18 protein-coding genes are annotated in these 19,543 nt (G+C 62.7%); 5 read left to right on the forward strand and 13 right to left on the reverse strand.

The window, feature by feature from the left end; translation table 11 throughout:
* Nucleotides 1–27 precede the first annotated feature (27 nt).
* The 3 genes from AB3X89_RS02060 to AB3X89_RS02070 form a co-directional block, all read right to left on the reverse strand.
* Nucleotides 28–1,089: an ABC transporter substrate-binding protein gene (locus AB3X89_RS02060; RefSeq protein WP_368581569.1), complete on the reverse strand. Its 1,062-nt coding sequence runs from the start codon at nucleotides 1,087–1,089 to the stop codon at nucleotides 28–30.
* Between the two features lie 34 nt (nucleotides 1,090–1,123).
* Nucleotides 1,124–2,296 (reverse strand): LLM class flavin-dependent oxidoreductase, encoded by a 1,173-nt coding sequence (locus AB3X89_RS02065; RefSeq protein WP_368581695.1) that lies wholly within the window; start codon nucleotides 2,294–2,296, stop codon nucleotides 1,124–1,126.
* 501 nt (nucleotides 2,297–2,797) lie between these two features.
* Complete coding sequence (locus tag AB3X89_RS02070; RefSeq protein WP_368581570.1) at nucleotides 2,798–4,039, reverse strand: SfnB family sulfur acquisition oxidoreductase; 1,242 nt, start codon at nucleotides 4,037–4,039, stop codon at nucleotides 2,798–2,800.
* 409 nt (nucleotides 4,040–4,448) lie between these two features.
* On the opposite strand from AB3X89_RS02070, the gene AB3X89_RS02075 reads away from it, so the two are divergent.
* Together AB3X89_RS02075 and AB3X89_RS02080 are read left to right on the forward strand one after the other, a co-directional pair.
* Nucleotides 4,449–4,982, forward strand: coding sequence for an OsmC family protein (locus AB3X89_RS02075; protein WP_368581571.1), 534 nt, complete (start codon nucleotides 4,449–4,451; stop codon nucleotides 4,980–4,982).
* A 102-nt stretch (nucleotides 4,983–5,084) separates the two neighbouring features.
* Complete coding sequence (locus tag AB3X89_RS02080) at nucleotides 5,085–6,032, forward strand: TauD/TfdA dioxygenase family protein (RefSeq protein WP_368581572.1); 948 nt, start codon at nucleotides 5,085–5,087, stop codon at nucleotides 6,030–6,032.
* Between the two features lie 87 nt (nucleotides 6,033–6,119).
* Here the strand turns inward: AB3X89_RS02080 and AB3X89_RS02085 are convergent, their stop codons facing one another.
* The 10 genes from AB3X89_RS02085 to AB3X89_RS02130 all read right to left on the reverse strand — a co-directional run bounded on the left by AB3X89_RS02085 (nucleotide 6,120) and on the right by AB3X89_RS02130 (nucleotide 16,805).
* Nucleotides 6,120–6,716 carry a nitroreductase family protein gene (locus tag AB3X89_RS02085; RefSeq protein ID WP_368581573.1) on the reverse strand — a complete coding sequence of 199 codons (597 nt, stop codon included), beginning with the start codon at nucleotides 6,714–6,716 and terminating at the stop codon, nucleotides 6,120–6,122.
* Nucleotides 6,717–6,934: 218 nt separating this feature from the next.
* Nucleotides 6,935–8,287: an LLM class flavin-dependent oxidoreductase gene (locus AB3X89_RS02090; protein ID WP_368581696.1), complete on the reverse strand. Its 1,353-nt coding sequence runs from the start codon at nucleotides 8,285–8,287 to the stop codon at nucleotides 6,935–6,937.
* An 84-nt stretch (nucleotides 8,288–8,371) separates the two neighbouring features.
* A complete protein-coding gene (locus tag AB3X89_RS02095; RefSeq protein ID WP_368581574.1) occupies nucleotides 8,372–9,157 on the reverse strand; it encodes an ABC transporter ATP-binding protein in 786 nt (261 codons plus the stop codon).
* 27 nt (nucleotides 9,158–9,184) lie between these two features.
* Nucleotides 9,185–10,084, reverse strand: a complete 900-nt coding sequence (locus AB3X89_RS02100; protein ID WP_368581575.1) for an ABC transporter permease — start codon at nucleotides 10,082–10,084, stop codon at nucleotides 9,185–9,187.
* Nucleotides 10,085–10,107: 23 nt separating this feature from the next.
* The gene (locus AB3X89_RS02105; RefSeq protein WP_368581576.1) at nucleotides 10,108–10,986 is read right to left on the reverse strand and encodes an ABC transporter permease; all 879 of its coding nucleotides are present in this window, start codon (nucleotides 10,984–10,986) and stop codon (nucleotides 10,108–10,110) included.
* Nucleotides 10,987–10,998: 12 nt separating this feature from the next.
* Entirely contained in the window at nucleotides 10,999–12,066 is a 1,068-nt protein-coding gene (locus tag AB3X89_RS02110; protein WP_368581697.1) for an ABC transporter substrate-binding protein, read from the reverse strand.
* Between the two features lie 352 nt (nucleotides 12,067–12,418).
* Nucleotides 12,419–13,324 carry an ABC transporter permease gene (locus AB3X89_RS02115; protein WP_368581577.1) on the reverse strand — a complete coding sequence of 302 codons (906 nt, stop codon included), beginning with the start codon at nucleotides 13,322–13,324 and terminating at the stop codon, nucleotides 12,419–12,421.
* Nucleotides 13,325–13,326: 2 nt separating this feature from the next.
* Nucleotides 13,327–14,241: an ABC transporter permease gene (locus AB3X89_RS02120; RefSeq protein ID WP_368581578.1), complete on the reverse strand. Its 915-nt coding sequence runs from the start codon at nucleotides 14,239–14,241 to the stop codon at nucleotides 13,327–13,329.
* A gap of 128 nt (nucleotides 14,242–14,369) precedes the next feature.
* Nucleotides 14,370–15,665 (reverse strand): PotD/PotF family extracellular solute-binding protein, encoded by a 1,296-nt coding sequence (locus AB3X89_RS02125; protein ID WP_368581579.1) that lies wholly within the window; start codon nucleotides 15,663–15,665, stop codon nucleotides 14,370–14,372.
* A gap of 81 nt (nucleotides 15,666–15,746) precedes the next feature.
* Entirely contained in the window at nucleotides 15,747–16,805 is a 1,059-nt protein-coding gene (locus AB3X89_RS02130) for an ABC transporter ATP-binding protein (protein WP_368581580.1), read from the reverse strand.
* A gap of 322 nt (nucleotides 16,806–17,127) precedes the next feature.
* Between AB3X89_RS02130 and AB3X89_RS02135 the strand changes: the two genes are divergently transcribed.
* Genes AB3X89_RS02135 through AB3X89_RS02145 form a run of 3 tightly spaced genes read left to right on the forward strand, consistent with a single transcriptional unit; the run spans nucleotide 17,128 to nucleotide 19,425 of the window.
* Complete coding sequence (locus AB3X89_RS02135) at nucleotides 17,128–18,093, forward strand: polysaccharide deacetylase family protein (protein WP_368581581.1); 966 nt, start codon at nucleotides 17,128–17,130, stop codon at nucleotides 18,091–18,093.
* Nucleotides 18,090–18,845 carry a GntR family transcriptional regulator gene (locus AB3X89_RS02140; RefSeq protein WP_152853466.1) on the forward strand — a complete coding sequence of 252 codons (756 nt, stop codon included), beginning with the start codon at nucleotides 18,090–18,092 and terminating at the stop codon, nucleotides 18,843–18,845. Before AB3X89_RS02135 ends, AB3X89_RS02140 begins: the two co-directional genes overlap by 4 nt.
* Entirely contained in the window at nucleotides 18,835–19,425 is a 591-nt protein-coding gene (locus AB3X89_RS02145) for a flavin reductase family protein (protein WP_368581582.1), read from the forward strand. Before AB3X89_RS02140 ends, AB3X89_RS02145 begins: the two co-directional genes overlap by 11 nt.
* Nucleotides 19,426–19,543: the final 118 nt, after the last annotated feature.

Raw genomic sequence — 19,543 nt, forward strand, 5'->3', positions numbered from 1 at the left:
AGAGAAGGGAAGAAAGCGGGAACCGGCTCAGACCGTGGCGTGAGCAGTCGCGTCACGGCGCGCGAGTGCGCCACGCAGAGGCGCGGGATCGACCCACGCGTCGAAATCGAAGTCCGTTGGAATGAATCCCCACTTGAACAGGAAATGCTTGAAGTCGGCGAGCGCCGCCAACGCTTGCGGATCGAGTCCGATGCTCAATTGCCGATGTAGCCCGCCCGGATAGGCTCGCTCGACCCAGTGCTCCGCGCTGCGCGTTTCGCGCGCCACGTAGCGCGCAATGTCGCCGGCATGGCGTTGCGCCCAGTCACCCGCGTCCAGCGTGCGGGCCAGCACCCGCTCGACCAGATCGGGGCGCTCGCGCAGCAGTTGCGCGTCGACGGTCAACGGCCGCGGCGTACCATTGTTCGCGTGCAGCAGCCGATTCGGCTGGGCGCTGATATCGATCAGGATCTTCGCGTTCAGCAGGTTTGCGATATCGAGCCCGGTCGCGCCTTTGACGAACACGACGTCGGCCTCGCCGCGCAGCAGTGCTTCGGCTTCGCGGGCGAATTCGTGAGAGCGCTGCGCGTCCAGCCAGTCGGCGAGCGGGGCATCGGCAGCGGGCTTGGCGTCTTCGAGGCCGCGCGGCGTATGCGGGAGGTCGACCAGATCGACGTCTTCGAGTTGCACGCCAAGCGCGCCGAGCAATGACGTGAAGCCACGCAGGGCAGTCGCGCGATGGAAGTCGACCACGCTTGCGCGTGTATTGAGCGGAAAGCCGAAGCGGCGTCCTGCAAGCGCTTGCGCGCTGGCATCGAGTTGCCGGTCGAGCGTGATCAGCGCCTGGAATTCATCCACCCAGCTCACACCGATCAGTCGCGTATCGCTGCCTTGTGAGCGCGCCCATAGCGCGGGAATATTGCCACCCTGCCGAAACGACCATGGCTGCGTGTGCGTGAAGTGCGAGCGCCGCACGGTGGCGTCGTCGGCGTCCTGGAGCGCTTTGACGTCGATGCCGTCGGCGGCGAATTCCTGTTCGAGCCAGCCTTTCTGTATGGTTATGCCGAACGGAGTCGGGGCAGGGCAGCGGGTGTACCAGAGTCGGCTCATTCAATCACCTTTGCATTCGGAGATGGCGGGGCAGTCAGAGGCGCAGGCCCGCTTCACGTAGCAGCGGGAGCACGCGCGCGCCAAAGAAGTCGAGGTCCGGCTGGAAGTCGAAGAAGCTCAGCTGCACGCCGTCGATACCCGCGCGATGCAGGCGCACGATGTATTCGGCAATCTGCTGCGGCGAGCCGACGATCGAGATGTTGCCGCCGACTGCTCTCGCGGCCGCCTGGTTTCGCTGCTCGGCGTTGCCTCGCCATGCGTGGGCGTCACTATCGAAGCGATGGAAGCTCCCTTCGTCGCCATGCGCGACGATCGCGTCGCGATAAGCGAGTGCTTCGGCTTCGGTGTCGCGGCAAATCACCATCGGATTGATCAGAGTGCGGACTTTGCGTCCGTACTTCGCGGCCGTCGCCTTCACGCGCGCCGTGTGGGCCGGCAACGCCGTCAGCGCCGCTTCGATTTCAGAGCCGGCGGGGCTGGTGATGAACACGACGTCCGAGTAACGCGCGGCGAAGTCGATCCCTGCATCCGATCCCGTCGCATTCACGAGCAGCGGGCGCCCGTATTGCGGCTTTGGCGTGACGAACGCCTTGTCGAGCTTCCAGCTCGACAGCTCGGGAACGAAGCTGAAGTTCTCCGGTTGTGACCAGAGCTGTTGCACCGCGTCGAGAAACTCGCCCGCCAGGTCATAGCGTCGGTCATGTTCGATGCGCTGCCAGCCGAACATTTCGTGCTCGACCGCGCGATGGCCGGTCACGACATTGATGCCCCAACGCCCCTTCGAAATGTGATCGAGCGTCGCGGAGAACTTCGCGAAGTGCAACGGATGCCACGGGCCATAAAGCACATGGCTGGTAGCAACAAGAATGATGCGTTCGGTGCGCGCGGTCATCGCCGCGAGCGACATGAACGAGTCGAGGGCCTGACCGTTGAACACGCCACCATAGCCGCCCTTCGGCAGCCACTGGGACAGCGCGAACACCAGATCGAAGCCGAGGCTCTCAGCTTTTTGCACGAGCGCCAGGTTGTAGTCGAAGTTCCAGTCGGTGGTGCGAGGCAACGTCGAGGCGCTCCAGCCGCCTGCCTGAATCGGCAGGAATAGGCCGAGCAGCAACGGCTGCTCGAGCGCCCGGGCAACCGGACTATCGTTGAATTCGACAGGCGAGCGCACCGGTACGAAGGGCGTAGCGTCGCGCTTGCTGTCCAATGACTGCGCCGGCGCTTGCGGTTGAGCGGCGAAAATGGATTGGGTCACAGTTATTGTCCGTGCCGTTTGACGTAAAAGGCGCTTGTTCTTTCAAGCGCTCGGCTATCTTGCATAGTGGTTGGCGCCTGGCGCGCGAATCACACCTGAAAGCAAGGCATGAGGGATCCCGATAACACAGTAGATCACGCAAGGTTTGCAACGCAAAACAATGAATTCTTCTTTTCATTTGACGCATTGCACTGCTCTGTGGACGTCAGTCAGCGCTGCTCGTTCCAGAGGATGTGGAAAGCGCCGCGGCGACTTCCTCGGAATGCGCCTTTGCCCAGGCAGCTGCTTCTTTGGAACCGTCGATATCCTCGCGGAGGACCAGAATGCCCTCGCGGTTCGGCCCCGACGGTTGTGCGGAGATCTAGTCGTTATGTCCGCCTGGCGCCTGCTGGACGATGCAGCCCACGTTGCCGGAGTTGCCGAATGCTCGCGTCGCGAGCGCGCACGTGGGTTTCAGGTCTGACCGGTGGGTGAAGGACGCACGCCGTTAAGATAGAAGTTGCCAACAGCGGCGTATTTCCAGCGCACCGGATCATGCACGGTGTGAACTCGCGCGTTGCGCCAGTGCCGGTCGAGATTGAGCGACGGATGCGTCGAGCGGGTTCCGGCCAATTCGAACAGCTTGCTGCTCGCTTCGATTGCGATTTCGGTAGTCAATGCCTTGGCTTGCGCTACGGCGATGGACGCGGCCGCAATCGAGTCTGGCCCAATATCGGCGAGACAGCGATCGATCTCGCGACCGGCGCGTTCCATCATCGCTTCGGCCGCGTGCAGACGCGTCGTCAATTCGCCAAGCTGATGGATCACATAGGGATCGGCGCTGAGGGGCGAGATGGCGCTCGACGACGAAGCCGCGTCGCGTTCGCGAATAAAGGCGATCGTCGCATCGATTGCGGCGCGCGCAATGCCCGCGTCGATGCCGACATGGCTGATCTGTGTGACCGCGTTTTGCGGCCAGTGCGCGTAGCTTTGGTGAATCGGTAGCACGTTGAGCGCGGGCACCCAAACATCGTCGAAAATCACAGTTCCGCTTGCCGTGGTTTTCTGCCCGAAGCTTTGCCAGTCGTCGATGATCTTCATGCCTGGGTGACCGGCCGGCACCACCGCCACCGTGCGGCGTCCTTCCTGGTCCTGACCGATGGTCGACACATAGTCGGCGAAAAGCGCGCCGGTCGAATAGAGTTTGGTGCCGGACAGCCGGAAGCCGTCTTGATCCGGTGTGATGGTCATCGCGGAGCCGCCTGGTTGCCGTCCGCCGACGTCGACATTCGCATTGCCAAAGCGAGCACCGCCCAGAATCTCGCCGAGAAAGAACGACCGCTGTCGCGCGTTGCCGGTTTTCCAGATCCAGAACACCGCGCTGTTATGGTTCTGCTGGATCTGCGCGATCGACGGGTCGGCTTGCGCGAGGATCGCGAATACGCGCGCAACCGTCGCGTATGAAACTTGTGCTCCACCGTATTCGCGCGGCACCGTCATGGCCCACAGTCCCGCACCGGAGCAGGCATCGAGCTCGGCGAAAGGCAGGACGCGTTCGCTATCGCGACGCGCCGCGTCGAGCGCGAAGCGCTGGGCGAGCGTTCGCGCGGTGTGCAGCGCTTCATCGTCGGATTTGAGAACGTGCGCCGGTGAATAGGCGCGTGCGGTAGCTCGGGCGCTCTCCTGGAACACGACGTCTGAAGCGTGGGCGGTCATCGACGACTCCTGGGCAGTGCATTCGGGAACGGGGCTAAGGCTTAACGCGGGATCGCTTTTAAACACGTGACGCGGTGTCGGCTTCTTCCGAGGTCACGACGACGGCTCAGTGCCTGTGGCGACAGAAAAATCGGTTTTTACAGACATATACGATGCTTTGACATACAACGTTCGCTTTAGAGCAGAACCTCTCTAAGGCAGCGCTGAGCAAAAAAATGTACCGGTAAATGAATCCATTGGACAACAAACAATAATTTCTATTCTTATATGCGCCTTGATCGGGAGACAGCGAAACCGATACATGGATGTAAGCAAAGCAGAATCGCTTCGTTGGTGTATCCACGGTAGCTGGCTATGCTTTTCGGCGAATCCTACTCGCAGTTTCAACGATCGATCGGACCATTCATTCATGACGACGCTAAACGAGTACCTTCAGCACAAACGCATTGCGTGGCTCGCGAAACGCGAAGCGGCGCGCAACAACCCGGATATCAAGGCTAACCAGCTGAAAGCCAATGTGCGTGCCTTGGGACGCAGTGGCGTACGCGAAATCCGCATTCGTGACTTTCAGGTCATCAGCGACAGCCCCGCTGATTTCGCCGGCTACAACCTCGGACCAGCATCGCCTGAATTACAGCTCGGTGTGCTGGGAAGTTGCCTCACGCATATCACGCTGATTCAGGCTGCCGAGCGGCAGTTGCGGATCGATTCAATCGATGTGGAAGTGACCGGTGAACAGCATCCGCTCGCACAGCAACCGGGTTTCGAGCATGTGCCGATCTTTCCGCACAACCTGCGCTATACGCTCGATATCGTGTCGCCGGAGCCACCCGAAGCGATTCGCGCGCTGCATGAAGCGGTGGAGGCGGTTTGCCCGATCTACAACCTGCTGAAAAACCCGCAGTCGATCGTCGGTGAATTGCGGCACGTCAGCGCGGCGTAGCTAGCGTTCCATGCGCGTGGCGTTCTGCGCGTTGCACGGCGCCACGTCACCAATACCCCGACGCACGTCGAGCGACAAGCGCCGCGACCAAGGAGAGAAATGATGAGCGCAGCCCGCATTACGGAGGAAGCCGAATTCCAGATCAGCCCGCTGTCGGCGCATATCGGCGCCGAAGTCAGCGGAGTCGATCTGACCCGACCGCTTGATCAGAAACAGGTTCGGGCGATCCGCGCCGCATTGCTGAAGTGGCGCGTCCTGTTCTTTCGCGAGCAGTTTCTAAGCCATGAGCAGCACGTTGCGTTTTCCGCGCAATTCGGCGAACTGACGGTCGGGCACCCGGTATTCGGCCACGTCGAAGGGCACCCACAGGTCTACTCGATCTCGAAGTTTCGCAAGGCGACGCGCTTCGAAGGGCAACCACTGCTGCGGCCATGGACAGGCTGGCACACCGACGTGACGGCCGCCGTCAATCCTCCGTTTGCGTCGATTTTGCGCGGTGTCACGATTCCGCCGTACGGTGGCGACACGCAATGGACGAACCTCGTCATAGCCTATGAAAAGCTGTCCGAACCGCTGCGCAAGTTCGTCGACGGTCTGCGCGGCGTGCATCGCTTTGCGCCGCCGCAAGGCGTGAAAGGCACTGACGCGTTTGCGTCGGCGGTCGAGCAGCATACCCTCGTCAGCGAGCATCCGATTGTGCGCGTGCATCCCGAGACCGGCGAGCGCGCGCTATACGTGAGCCCCGGCTTTCTTAAGCAGATCGCCGGCGTCACGCCGCGCGAAAGCCAGGTGCTGCTCGAACTGCTGTGGGAGCACGTCACGCGACCGGAATTCACCGTGCGCTTCAAATGGGAAGCCGGCAGCGTGGCGTTCTGGGACAACCGCACGACTGCACATCTCGCGCCGACCGACATCTTCGATCTCGACTTCGACCGTCAGTTGTATCGCACGACGCTCGTTGGTGACGTGCCGGTCGGGCCAGACGGAAGGCCGTCGGTGTCGCTCGAAGGTTCGCCGATGGGAGCGGCCGCAGCCATTGCGCTGAACTGAGCCGCAGGTCGCTCGTGGGGCGGTCGAGTTCGTTGAAGCGCGCGCCGTGAAACCCGGTGACGGCGACGCGCCCCGCAAGCGGCGCGCTCAGAGCGCGAAACGGCCTTCCGCGACGAATGTCGGTAGCGGATTGCGCGGGCTCGGCGTCTCGCGCTTTTGCAGGGCTTCAGGCAACGAAGCCTTGTCACCAGCGCGGCCGATGGCGACGGCCGCCTCGATCGTATAGTCCTCGGGGATCGCGAGTTCCGCGCGGATATGCTCGCGTTCAATGCCGGCAAGGCCGTGTGCCTTCCACCCCGAGAGGCTTGCCTGCAGCGCGAAATAACCCCACGCGGCGCCTGTATCGAACGAATGCGACGCGAGCGGAACTTCCGTTGCGGCCCCCGGTGGCGCGAACGTGCGCTTCGACAGCACGATCAGGATCGCGGCGGCATGTTGTGCCCAGCCGCGGTTGAACTCGTTCAGGAAGCCCAGAAAGCGCGTCCAGTGCTCCGTGTCGCGGCGCGCATAGACGAACCGCCACGGCTGCGAGTTATACGAGGAGGGCGCCCAGCGGGCCGCTTCGAGAAAGGTTAGCAACGTCGATTCTGGAATGGTGTCGTTCGTGAACGCGCGCGGCGACCAGCGTTCGAGAAATTGCCTGTCGATCGGATACTCGGCGGTACGGGAGTTCGAGGTGGTCATGTTTGTGCCATTGAGGGGGAGAGAGGGGCGATGCTTACGCGTGTACGCCCGCCGGAGTCAGGACGGCGACTGGCGCCACGCCGCTGTCCGCGCGTGCAGTGCACATGAACAACCGAGCGAAGCGTGTTCGCTCAGCGCATGCATCTTGAGCCGCAACGGCATCCTGCCGGACGATGCGCGTCTCAATGCGCATTCGGCGGCTCGCCGGCGTGCCCTGGTCAGGAAGCGGCCACCGCGAGTTCCCTGCGTTCCCGCGCTGTCTGCGTATAGCGATTGACCGGACGCGCCAGCCCCAGATGCTCGCGCAGCGTGCTGCCCGTGTACTCGGTGCGAAAAAGTCCACGGCGCTGCAATTCCGGCACGACCGTATCGGCGAATTCGCTGAGTCCGCCCGGCAGCCACGGCGACATGATGTTGAAGCCGTCCGCGCCTTCCTCTTCGAACCATTGCTGCAACTGGTCGGCGATGCTCTGCGGCGTGCCGATCACCTGCTGGTGTCCGCGCGCGCCCGCGATGCGTAGATACAGATCGCGGATCGTCAGGTTGTCGCGCCGTGCGAGGTCGAGCAGCAGCCTTTGCCGGCTCTTGCCGCCATTGGTTTCGGGTAGCTCCGGCACAGGTCCGTCGACGGGATATTGCGACAGGTCGATGCCGCCGGACACGTTCGATAGCAACGCGAGACCGACCGCCGGATCGATGAGCTCCTGCAACGCGTCGAACTTGTCGCGCGCTTCCTGCTGCGTCTTGCCGATCACCGGGAAGATGCCCGGCATGATCTTCAGGTGTTCGGGCGCGCGTCCGTAACGCGCGAGCCGTCCTTTGACGTCGCGGTAGAACTGCTGCGCTTCGTCGAGCGTCTGATGCGCGACGAAAATCACCTCGGCCGTTTGCGCAGCCAGCTCGCGCCCGGCTTCCGACGCGCCCGCCTGCACGACGACTGGCCAACCCTGCGGCGAACGCGCGACGTTCAGCGGTCCGCGCACGCTGAAATGCTTGCCGCGATGGTCAAGCACATGCAGTTTGTCGGCATCGAAATAGATGCCGCTCGCCTTGTCGCGCACGAACGCGTCGTCTTCCCAACTGTCCCACAAACCCGCGACCACGTCGTAGAACTCTTTCGCGCGCTCGTAGCGCACCGCGTGATCGAGGTGTTTGTCACGGCTGAAATTGTGCGCTTCCGTTTCCGTGCTGGAGGTGACGAGGTTCCAGCCCGATCGGCCACCGCTCAGATGATCGAGCGACGCGAATTTGCGCGCGACGTTGTACGGCTCGTTAAAGCTGGTCGACACGGTCGCGATCAGCCCGATGCGCTCCGTCACGACCGACAGCGCGGCCAGCAGCGTCAACGGCTCGAAGTGATCGGCGCGCGCGGTGCGCGACAGCGAGGGCAGATGCGTATCGCGCACGCTGACGCTGTCCGCGAAAAAGATCGCGTCGAATTTGGCCTGCTCGGCGATGCGCGCGAGCTGCGCGTAGTGGGCGAAGTCGAGGCCCCCCGCCGCATGCGTGTCGGGGTGACGCCACGCGGCGATATGATGGCCCGTCTCCATCAGGAATGCACCGAGGCTCATCTGTCGTTTATGTTGTGATGCTGCGCTCACTGCTCGCTCCTTGTGACCGACGTTGAGGAAAGATCGTGTTGATCGGCGCAGATGTCAGCGTGCGTTTTCGGCGCGCTCCGAGAAATCCGCGAGGATCCGTTCGCGCAACTGCACGAAACGCGGGTCGTTGCGATCACGCGGCCGCGGCAAGCCAACCTGCGTAATACGATTGATACGGCCGGGGCGCGGCGCCATCGTCACCACGCGATCGCCAAGATGGATCGCTTCGTCGACGTCATGCGTGACGAGGATCATCGTGATGCGCTCGCTGTTCCAGATCCGCTGCAACTCGTTTTGCAAACGTGTGCGCGTGAGGGCGTCGAGCGCCCCGAACGGTTCGTCGAGCAACAGCACGCGCGGGCGATTTACGAGCCCGCGCGCAATCGCCACGCGCTGCGCCATGCCGCCGGAAAGCTGATGCGGATACGCATGCTCGAAGCCTTGCAGGCCGACGAGTGCGACGTGCTCAGACACAGCGTCGCGCTTCTGCTGCGGCGAAAGCGGCGCGTTGCGCAGCGCGGCGAGAATATTCTGCGAGGCTGTGAGCCACGGAAACAGCCGGTGATCCTGAAACACGATGCCGCGTTCGAGAGACGTATCGTGCACCCGCTCGCCGTCCACGCTGATCTCGCCGCGATAGTCGGTGTCGAGTCCGGCGACTAGCCGCAGCAGCGTCGACTTGCCGCAGCCGCTGGCGCCGAGCACGCTAATGAATTCGCCGGCCGCGATGTCGAGTGAGATGTCATCGAGCACGAGCAGGTCGTCGTCCGCATCGGGTTGGCGCGCATAGCGCTTGCTGACCCCGCGCATGCGTATGCCTTCGGAAATCGTGGTGGTCATGAGTTCGCTTCCTGTTGTTGAGCCGCTTCAAGCTACGGCGCGTTCGCGCGGCGCACCGCTGCGGCGCGCGATTACTCGTCGCTCGACGCCGCGCGCCAGTGCGTTGAGCGCCCAACCCGTCAGTCCCACGACGATGATGCCGAATAGCACGAGGTCCATCCGGAACTGCTCGCTGCCGTCGATCAGCATATTGCCGATGCCGCTGCCTGCAACGAGCAGATACTCGGCGCCGAGCGTCGCGAGCCACGAATAGATGAGCCCCAGATAGAGACCGGTGAAAATCGACGGTAACGCGGCGGGCAGAATCACGTAGCGGATCAGCTGGATGCGCGAGTAGCGCAACGCGCGCGCGACCTCGATATAGCGGCGCGGCACCGCATGGATGGCGTCGCAGGTATGGGCGGCGACCGGCAGCAATGCCGCGAGCGACAGGAACACGACCTTCGCCATGTCGCCGAGGCCGAACCAGACGGAGATCAGGGGGATCCACGCGAACAGCGAGATCTGCTTGAACGTATCGAACGTCGGCCCGATCAGCCGCGTCGCAAGGCGCGAGAGCCCGAGCGCCGAGCCGAGCAGCAGGCCGCCCGCCGTGCCGATGACGAATCCGCTCGCCTCGCGCGCCAGCGAAGCCGACAGCGCGCGCAGCAATGCGCCGCTTTCGACTTGCTGCCACGCGGTGTGCGCGACATCGGCGGGGCTCACGAGCAGGCCGCTCTTGACGATATGCAACGCCGACACGAGCCACCAGAATGCGAACACCGCGAGCGGCAGCACCAGTCCGCGCCAGTTGAATGTGCCCAGGCGCTTCCGAAGCGCTGACACGCGAGTTTGCCTCGCCGGCGCTTCGCACCCGCATGGCGGTGGAGCACTTCGCCGCGGCTCAAGGAAGCGGCGCAGCGCGTCGGAAGCAGAAGTGAGTGACATGACAAGTCCCCGAACTACAGCGCTTACTCGCGAAACGCCGAAGGTTGGCCGCGCCGCAGCCGCGCTTCGAGCGCATCAAGCAGACGGTTGATCGCAAATCCGATCGCGCCGACGATCACGACGGACGCCATGACCAGATCGAGTTGAAAGAGCTGTCGTCCATTGACGATCAGATAGCCGAGCCCTTCTGACGACGCTACCAGTTCGACGACGACCAGCGCTAGCCATGCTTTCGTGAACGCGAGCCGCACGCCGGTGGCGAGCGTCGGTACGGCGGCGGGTAGCACGACGTATGCGATGCGCTGCCAGCGGCCATAGCCGAATCCGCGCGCGACTTCATCCAGCGCGGCGGGCGTCTGGCGAAAGCCCTGCATGGCACTCAGCGTGACGGGCACGAGCGCGGCGTGCGCGATCAGGATGTACTTGAGCGGCTCACCGACGCCCACGAGCAGCAGCAGTAATGGCAGCCAGCCGAGCACCGGAATCTGCACGAGCGCATTGAAGCCCGGCAACGCATACGATTCGAGCGTTCGCGACATACCGAGCGCCGCACCGATCAGGAAACCGGCCAGCGTGCCCGCGCCGAAGCCCAGCAGCACGCGCTGCAGGCTCACGACCGTGTGGTGCGCGAGGTCGCCGCTGCGCGCGAGTTCGTACAACGTGTCGAAGACCGTCTGCGGCGGCGGCAGAATTTGCGGCGCGATCCAGCCGCGTTCGCAGCCAACGGTCCACAGCGCGAACAGCGCGGCGGGCAGTAGCCACGGTGCGAGATGCCAGCCTACGGCGCGTGCGCGTCGCTGCAGGTTTGCGCGTGCCTTCGGGTTGCTGTCGTTCGCTTTGGCCGCGGGGCGCGCGGTTGCGTGCGCCGCGGCGTGGGACCATTCGCCAAGCACCTTGCTCATTGTCGACTCCGGTCAGCCGAGGGGTTTGCCTTGCGCGTCGTAACGCGTCCAGTAGTGGTCGAGCGACTGGCTGTGCAACGCGTTGTCGAGATAGCGCGGCTCGAACCAACCGTCGACGTCGACGGGCTGCCGGATCAGCTTGAGCCTCAGCGCATCGCCCGCCACGGCCTTGTAGCGCGCGACGATGAACGGATCGATCAGCGGCGAGTTGCGCGACTTCAGCGGCTGGTTCGCGAGCTCCGACTGCCACGACGCGTAGCTGACGCCGCTCTTCGCCCATAGCTTGAACAGCGCGTCGCGGTTCGCTTCATCGGACGACCATTGCGCGCCTTTGACAAACACGTTGACGACCCGTTGCACGATGTCGGGATGGGCGCGATCGAAATCGTCGATCACTAGCAGGTGCGATTGCCGGGTGAACTGTGGACCGGCCGTCTGCGATTCGAAGACGATCCTGGCGAGACCTTGGTCGCGCAGTTTGTAGAGGTGATAGTCGCTGACCGACGCGTCGATGCCCTTGGAGGACAGCGCCGCGAGCGCGCTGGCCGAATCGAGATTGATCACGCGCAGATCGCGCTCGTCAAGCTGGTTTGCGGCGAGCAGGTTGTCCGCGACGATCTGCAGGTTGGTGCCCCGAAAGATCGACACGCGCCGACCCTTCAGATCCTTGATTGTCTGCACGGGCGAGTCGGGCGGCACCGCGATCTTGACGCCGACCCGCACACCCGATTCGAGCAGGATGCGCGTCTTCAATCCATTCGCGCGGCCGAGCACGGACGGCAGATCGCCCTGAAACGCGAAGTCGAGCGACTTGTCGGCAATGGCCTCGTTGACAGCGGGGCCCGCGCCCTTGAAGAAGAGCCATTCGACCTTGATGCCGTCGGCGGCGAACTCCTTTTCGAGCAGTTGAAGCTGCTGCACGGTGGCGGCGGGCGAGCCGCCGAAGGTTGGGGGGTCGCCGGCACCTTGCTGCGCGACGCCGATGCGGATCACCGTTGGCTTGTCCGCGTGGGCGGCCGATGCCGTGAGTGCCAAAGCTGCGGCGAGTAATGTGCACTTCAGCAGTGAGAGGATTTGCAGAAGGTTCCGAGAGCTCTGGTTAGCCATTGGTCGGGGCGACGTGTAGCGCGGCGTGGTCGTGGAATGCTCATTCTTGTCGACGGTGTTGCTCGGGACAAGAAAGCAATGCAGCTATGTATATGCGCTGCCATGCTTTTCGGACCGGAGAGAGAACCGTTGCCCAAAGGAGCCGTTGGGACAGGTAAATACGTGTCGCAGCGCGGGTGCATCACTTTGAACGAAGTCGGCATCGCGTATAGCATGGCATCCACTAGACGGGAGGACGCGGGGCGCTAGCAACGAAGCATTTCGCTGATTCTTGGCAGTGAGCGTGCAATGGCGCTTGGCGCTCGCCACGCGGCCACGCCAAGAGTCATTTCAACCCTGCCACTGCGCGCCGACGCGCCAACACCCTCACCGCAAGCAGACACCCGCCCATCACGGTCAACGACAACACCGTCGTCATCGTGCCGAGCGCATATATGACCGGCGTCGTCACCGACGTGGTGAGCCCCTGAAGCTCGAGCGGCAGCGTGTTCTGATCGCCGATCGCCTGCGAGGTGCGAGCGATCTCGTCCCATGACAGCGTGAAGCCGAACATCGCGACGCTGACCACCGACGGTCCGATGATCGGCAGCACGACATGCAGGAAACTCTGCCACGGCGTCGCGCCCAGATCGCGCGACGCCTCTTCATAGGCCGGATTGAAGCGGTTGAACACCGCGAACATCACCAACAAACCGAACGGCAGCGTCCACGTCAAATGCGCTCCGAGCGCGGAAGTGAACAGGCCCATCGACGTCGTATAGCTATCGGAAAACGATTGATACCCCCATGCCGACGCGAGGTACTTCACCCCATTATCGAGCAGCCGGAACGTCAAACCGATCCCAAGCGACACAATAATGGACGGCATGATCAGACTCGCGACCGACACGTAGAACACCGCCGTGTCGCCGCGAAACTTTCGACGAAAGGCGAGGCCCGCCGCCACTGAAAACAGCACCGTCAGCACCGTGACCGCCAGCGCGAGCCGCACGGATCGTCCGAACGCGCCCCAAATATCAACATCGCCGACGCCGTCGCGCAACGCGGCGAACCAATGCAGCGAGACACCGCGCATCGGAAACGTCAGGCCGCCCTCGGGGCCCTGAAAGGACAGAATGAATATAGTAATCACCGGCCCATACAAGAACAGCACGAACAGGCCGAACAGCAGCGCAAGCCAGTAGAAACTGGCTGGACGGCGTTCCCGATGCTTGACGCGAATGGCCTGCATTTTCACAGCTCCTTGCGGATATCGACGACCCGCGTCAAACCCCACACGATCATCAGTACGACGGCGAGCAGAATGATCGCATTGGCTGCCGCTGCGGGAAATTGCAGGTAGCCGGTCTGCACCTGAATGACCTTGCCCACCGATGCAATCTGTTGCCCGCCCATCACGCCGACGGTCAGAAAATCGCCCATCACGATCGTGATCACGAAGATCGAGCCGATTACGATGCCCGTCTTCGACAACGGCAGGACCACGTCGCGTACCACCTGCCAGCTGCTCGCACCGGCATCGCGCGCGGCTTCGAGCAGCGACCGCTCGATGCGCATCATCGCGTTGAAGATCGGCACGATCATGAAGAACGTGTAGAGATGGACGAACGCGAGCACCACCGAGAAGTTAGAGTACAGCAGCCATTCGAGCGGCTGGTTGATAAGATGCGCGCCGAGTAGCACCTGATTGACGAGGCCATTGCGGCCGAGCAGCGGCATCCACGAAATCATCCGGATCACGTTGGAGGTCCAGAACGGAATCGTGCAGACGAGGAACAGCGCCGTCTGCATGCTCGTCGTGCGTACGTGAAACGCGAGGAAGTAGGCGATCGAAAAGCCCAGCAGCAAGGTCATTGCCCACACGATCGCGCAGAACTTGAGCGTCGACCAGTACGTCTTGAAGGTCACGCAAACGTCCGTCATCGACGAACAGCCGTTGAAGATCGCCGTGTAGTTCTTCAGCGTGAACGCGGGAATGATCTGGTATTCGTTGAAGTCCCAGAAACTGACGATCAGCGTGATGACCAGCGGCACGACGAAAAACAGCAGGAAGGTCAGCGACAGCGGCGTCGCCTGCAACCATGCCGGTGCGCGGCGATGTTTGACGGGCGTGTCCTGCGCGTGCGAGGGAAGGTCGATGGTTGCCATGGGCGGGTGTCTATCGAATGACTGCGCGGCGCATCGCTGCGCGAGAACGAGAAATGACTACGCTGCTCAAAGGAGCCGTGCTTGCCGACGCGTCACACCTCGGCAAGCACATCGAACCGCGGCGTCGATCAGGCCGCGATGAACTCGTTCCACTTCTGAACCATGTAGATGTTCTCGTCCATCACCGCGTTCCAGCACGCAATCGCACTCATGCGCTGGGTGTATGAACCGCCGTCCCGCACGGCGCCGGCCTTTTCGAGCAGTTGGCCGTCCGGCGCCTTGATGTCCTGCGCGGCCGCTTTGCCTTCGATCCAGTAGTCCCATTCGTACGGCTGCATGTGCGTCTTCGCGGTCTCGATCACGCCGGGGTAGTAACCCTGGCGCATCAGGTAGGCGCCGGCCCAGCCGTCCTGGAACCAGTTGACGAATTCGTACGCGGCGTCGAGCTTCTTGCCTTGCAGCGAGCGCGGAAAGCCGAAGCCCGAGGCCCACGAGCGATAGCCTTCCTTGAGCGGCTGAAATTTACACGCGATGCCCATCGTGCGCACCTTCGTCACCGCCGGCGACCACATCGACTGGATCACCACTTCGCCCGACGCCATCAGGTTCACGCTTTCGTTGAAGTCCTTCCAGAACGCGCGGAATTGGCCAGCATGCTTGGCGTCGATCAGGATCTTGATGGTCTGGTCGATCTCGGCCTTGGTCATATTGCCTTTGTCGCCGTATTTCATGTGACCCATCGCCTCGATCGCCATCGCCGAATCCATGATGCCGATCGCGGGAATGTTCAGCAGCGCCGCCTTGCCTTTGAACTGCGGGTTGAGCAGTTCTGCCCAACTGTCGATCGGGCGCTTGATCAGGTCGGGACGAATGCCGAGCGTGTCCGCGTTATAGGTGGTGGGGATCAGCGTCATCCATTCGGTCGGCGTCGCTGAGAACTCGGTCGAGCGCGGGCCGGTCAGGAACATCACCTTCTTTGGCGCGGTGCCCTGGTCGCCGATCTTCTTCCCATTGACTTCACCTCGCGTCAACACGGGCGTGATCTTGTCGGCGAGCTTGATGCGTTTGGCGTCCATGCCCGCGAGCGTGCCGGCCGGAATCAGCTTCTTGAGCGCGAAGTATTCGGTGTCGACAATATCGAACGAGTTGGGTTGCGTGATGATGCGCTTGGCGACGTCGTTGGTGGTCACTGGCACGTATTGAATCTCGATGCCGGTGTCTTCCTTGAATTTCTTCGCGATGTCGGCACTCTGATTGACCGCGGTGCCGAGGTAGCGCAACGTGATCTTTTCCTGCGCATGCACGTACGGAAAGCCGGCAATGCCGGCCGCCGCCACCGCGCCCTTGATGAACGTGCGGCGCGACAGGCCTTTTTCCTTCACATCGGCTGCGGCCACTGCCGGGCTCTCGTTCGTTTCACTCATTGCTTTCTCCTCAGTTGACGTTCAATTCGCGCTTATTCGACGTTCGGTTCACTGCATTGCGATGCGCTGCGATGCAAGCACTCAGGCTGCCAGCGGATGCGCGTCCCGCTCGTTCCACCAGATCACCACGCGCGCGTCGGGACCGAGCCGTGTCGCGTCGTAGTCGCCGTCGCTCACGAGCGAGATCAATTCGGGCGAGCCGTCGAGCGGGTCGAGCGTCATGCGCAGATGCGTGCCCTGGTATTCGGTTTCACGGACCCTGCAGGGTACGCCGCCAATGCGTGTCAGGCCGCTCTCGCCGCCGGCGTTCTGCACTGGCGTGACGCCGTGCGGCACCACGCGCAGATGGTCGGCGCGCACGGTAAACAGGCGGCCATTCGTATTGAAGACGTTATGGCCGCCGAGGAAGCGGGCCACGAATTCGGTACGCGGACGGTTGAATACTTCGTGCGGTGTGCCGCTCTGCTCGATACGGCCATGGCTCATCACCACGACGAGATCGGCCAGCGCCATCGCTTCTTCCTGCGAGTGCGTGACATGCACGAAGGTAATGTCGAGATCCTTCTGCCAACGCTTGAGCTCGGCGCGCATCTGCACACGCAGAAACGGGTCGAGCGCGGAGAGCGGTTCGTCGAGTAGCAGGCAGCCCGGTTGATTCAGTAACGCGCGCGCGAGTGCCACGCGTTGCTGCTGGCCGCCGGATAACTGGGCTGGTTTGCGCTCGGCATACGCGGACATCGCGACCAGTTCGAGCAGTTCGGCGGCGCGCTTGCGTCGCACGTCCTTCGCGACGCCGCGCACCTTCAGGCTGAACGCGACGTTGTCGAGCGCGCTCAGATGCGGGAACAGCGCGTAGTTCTGAAACACCATTGCGGTGCCGCGCGCGGCGGGTTCGGCGCGCGTGACGTTGCGGCCCGCGATCAGAATGTCACCTTCAGTGACGGATTCATGACCGGCGATCATGCGCAAGGTCGAGGTCTTGCCGCATCCGGACGGGCCGAGCAGGCAACAGTACTGGCCGCCGGCGATGCGCAGGTCGATCGCGTCGACGGCCAGCGAATCGCCATATTGCTTTGACACGTGGACCAGTTCGATATCGGCGGCTTTGGTTTCGAGCACCGTTGAAGCAGGCTGAATCATGAAGGATGTGTCCTCGTGAACGGCGAACAGTGGGGTGGGGCACGCGTCAAATCAATGCGCCGCCCATGCGAAGCCATGCAAACGCAAGACGTGTGCCATCCATCGAATTGTGACGCTCGCGATTGCCGACGTACCGTTGTGCTTAACGTCTACGAGTTGGCTCACATATTGCAAACGATCCGCAGCGTCGATCGTTTGCGATCAGAAAGGATGGGATTGCGCGATCACGGTGCGTCTTCGATCCGTCTCGGGGCATGAACTGACCAATCGGGTTCATCCATTACGTGTCGTGGCGCTTTTCGACATCCACGATTTCTTGCTCATGAACGACACACGGAACATGCCCGTAGCAGAGAACCGCGCGCGTCAATCGCTTGCCACGCATGGCCGCTTTCCCTACCGCCCTATCACCGATAGTGACGCGTTCCGCTGGCCTGGCGACACCGGACTCGCGGTCTATCTTGGCTTCAACATCGAGCACTTTGCGTTCGGCGAAGGCCTCGGTGCGGCACTCGGTCCGCTCTCGCCGCAACCGGATGTGCTGAACCATAGCTGGCGCGAGTACGGCAATCGCGTCGGCGCGTGGCGCTGCATTGAACTGTTCGATCAGCTCGCGCTGCCCGCGGGCACGCTGATCAATACCGCGCTCTACGACCACTGTCCTGAACTGATCGAGGCTTGCGTCGCGCGTGGCGATGAACTGATCGGCCACGGCCACACGAACGCGCACCGGCAGAGCGACCTCGACGAAAGCGGTGAACGCGAGCTGCTTTTGCATTGCTACGAACGGATCGCGGAAGAATCCGGTACGCCGCCGCAAGGCTGGCTGTCGCCGTGGATTTCGGAGTCGCATCTGACGCCCGATCTGCTGGCCGAGACCGGCTATCGCTACACGTTGAACTGGTGTCACGACGACCGCCCCGTACGAATGGCCACGCGTGGCGCGCCGCTGTGGTCGATTCCGTATCCGCAGGAACTCAACGATCTGCCGATGATGGTGGGCCGTCACATGGACGGCCGCGCGTTCGCCGACATGATCGTCGATCAGTTCGACGAGATGCTCGAACAGGCGAATCGCGGCGCGCAAGCGCAGGCGCTGGTGATGGGCATCGCGCTGCATCCGTATCTGGTCGGACAGCCATACCGGTTGCGGCATCTGCGCCGCGCGCTCGAACATATCGCCACGGCGCGCGCACGAGGCGATGTGTGGATCACCACGCCAGGCGAGATCGCGAGTCATATGGACGATCTGGAGCGGGCCGGCATCGTGCGCCCGGCCGTCGCATGAGCGCGAAAGCCGGCGCGGCCACCGCGAAGAAAAACGCCGGTGACGACACGGATATCAACGCACGCATCTATCAGTCGATCTTCGACGGCGTGATGAATCATCGTTTGATTCCCGGCACGAAGTTACCGGAGCCCGAACTGTGCCAACTGTTCGGCGTGGGCCGCGCGGTCGTACGTCGTGTGCTGGAAAAGCTCGCCTATGACGGCATCGTCGTATTGCGGCCGAACAAGGGCGCGGTAATCGCCGAGCCCTCGCCCGAGGAAACGCGCGAGATATTCGAGGCGCGGCGCTCAGTCGAACGGATGCTGGTAGAGCTTGCCGTGCAGCGCGCGAGTGCGACGGACATCAAGGCGCTGCGGCAACAACTCGCGAGCGAGCATGACGCCATGCACCGCTACGACCAGCCTTCGTGGGCGACGCTCGCCAGCGGCTTTCATATGCGCATCGCCGCGCTGGCCGGCAATTCGATCCTGCAGAATTATCTGAAGGAACTGGTATCGCGCTGTTCGCTGATCGTCGGGGTGTACGAGCCGCCGGGGCATGCGCCGTGCGAGCACGCCGAGCATGCTGCGATTGTCGACTGCATCGAGGCGCGCGACTCGGCGGGCGCAATGGGGCATATGGAAGCGCATCTGCGCGATCTCGAAGAACGCATTGAAACCTCGCGAATGCGCGGCGAGAAAAGCCTCGGCCAATTGCTCGGCATCATTGAGCACGCGACTACGAACCAGGCGGCCCGACATGGAAATTGATTTCGAAGCGATCACCGAATACCAGCGCTACAAGCTGATGGCGAGCCTGATCGTGCCGCGTCCGATCGCGCTCGTCACCACGCTCGGCGCCGACGGTACGATCAACGCCGCGCCGTTTTCGATGTTCAATATGCTCGGCGAAGAACCGCCGATCGTGATGATCAGCATTAACCGCGCGGCGGACGGCACGCTGAAGGACACGGCGGTCAACATCGTGCGGACCGGCGAGTTCGTCGTGCATCTCGCCGACGAGACGATCGCCGAAGAAATGCATCGCTGCGGGGAAAGGCTGCCGCCCAACGTTAGCGAACTTGTCGAGGTCGGCTTGACGCCGGTGCCGAGCTCGTGCGTTGCGCCGCCGCGCATCGCCGAAGCGCCGGTTGCGTTCGAGTGCACGATATGGGAGACGCTGGAGACCACCACCCGGCAGATCTTTATTGGCCGCGTACATCGGCTGCATGCGCGCGACGGGTTGATCGACACCGAAACGTGGCGCGTGCGTTTGCAGCACTATTTTCCGGTGGGCCGTTTCGGCGCGAGCGACTATGTGACGACGCGTGACCGCTTTACGTTGGGTTGACGTTGACGTTCACGCGTATGGACCACAAGCGTTAGCCCCTTCGGCGATCAACGCGCGTATAGACGCGCTTGCGTTAGCTGGCGAATCACTGCGTCTGGACCTTGTGCGTAGGCCGCCA

Source organism: Paraburkholderia sp. BR14320 (assembly GCF_040948665.1).
Taxonomy (GTDB): domain Bacteria; phylum Pseudomonadota; class Gammaproteobacteria; order Burkholderiales; family Burkholderiaceae; genus Paraburkholderia; species Paraburkholderia youngii.

Excerpts from the sequence above, each read along its gene's own strand:
- AB3X89_RS02135 (WP_368581581.1), top strand. The coding sequence starts at position 17,128 with ATGAACGACACACGGAACATGCCCGTAGCAGAGAACCGCGCGCGTCAA.
- AB3X89_RS02115 (WP_368581577.1), bottom strand. The coding sequence starts at position 13,324 with ATGCAGGCCATTCGCGTCAAGCATCGGGAACGCCGTCCAGCCAGTTTC.
- AB3X89_RS02070 (WP_368581570.1), bottom strand. The coding sequence starts at position 4,039 with ATGACCGCCCACGCTTCAGACGTCGTGTTCCAGGAGAGCGCCCGAGCT.
- AB3X89_RS02140 (WP_152853466.1), top strand. The coding sequence starts at position 18,090 with ATGAGCGCGAAAGCCGGCGCGGCCACCGCGAAGAAAAACGCCGGTGAC.
- AB3X89_RS02145 (WP_368581582.1), top strand. The coding sequence starts at position 18,835 with ATGGAAATTGATTTCGAAGCGATCACCGAATACCAGCGCTACAAGCTG.
- AB3X89_RS02100 (WP_368581575.1), bottom strand. The coding sequence starts at position 10,084 with ATGTCACTCACTTCTGCTTCCGACGCGCTGCGCCGCTTCCTTGAGCCG.
- AB3X89_RS02125 (WP_368581579.1), bottom strand. The coding sequence starts at position 15,665 with ATGAGTGAAACGAACGAGAGCCCGGCAGTGGCCGCAGCCGATGTGAAG.
- AB3X89_RS02080 (WP_368581572.1), top strand. The coding sequence starts at position 5,085 with ATGAGCGCAGCCCGCATTACGGAGGAAGCCGAATTCCAGATCAGCCCG.
- AB3X89_RS02090 (WP_368581696.1), bottom strand. The coding sequence starts at position 8,287 with ATGAGCCTCGGTGCATTCCTGATGGAGACGGGCCATCATATCGCCGCG.
- AB3X89_RS02120 (WP_368581578.1), bottom strand. The coding sequence starts at position 14,241 with ATGGCAACCATCGACCTTCCCTCGCACGCGCAGGACACGCCCGTCAAA.
- AB3X89_RS02095 (WP_368581574.1), bottom strand. The coding sequence starts at position 9,157 with ATGACCACCACGATTTCCGAAGGCATACGCATGCGCGGGGTCAGCAAG.
- AB3X89_RS02105 (WP_368581576.1), bottom strand. The coding sequence starts at position 10,986 with ATGAGCAAGGTGCTTGGCGAATGGTCCCACGCCGCGGCGCACGCAACC.
- AB3X89_RS02085 (WP_368581573.1), bottom strand. The coding sequence starts at position 6,716 with ATGACCACCTCGAACTCCCGTACCGCCGAGTATCCGATCGACAGGCAA.
- AB3X89_RS02075 (WP_368581571.1), top strand. The coding sequence starts at position 4,449 with ATGACGACGCTAAACGAGTACCTTCAGCACAAACGCATTGCGTGGCTC.
- AB3X89_RS02130 (WP_368581580.1), bottom strand. The coding sequence starts at position 16,805 with ATGATTCAGCCTGCTTCAACGGTGCTCGAAACCAAAGCCGCCGATATC.
- AB3X89_RS02060 (WP_368581569.1), bottom strand. The coding sequence starts at position 1,089 with ATGAGCCGACTCTGGTACACCCGCTGCCCTGCCCCGACTCCGTTCGGC.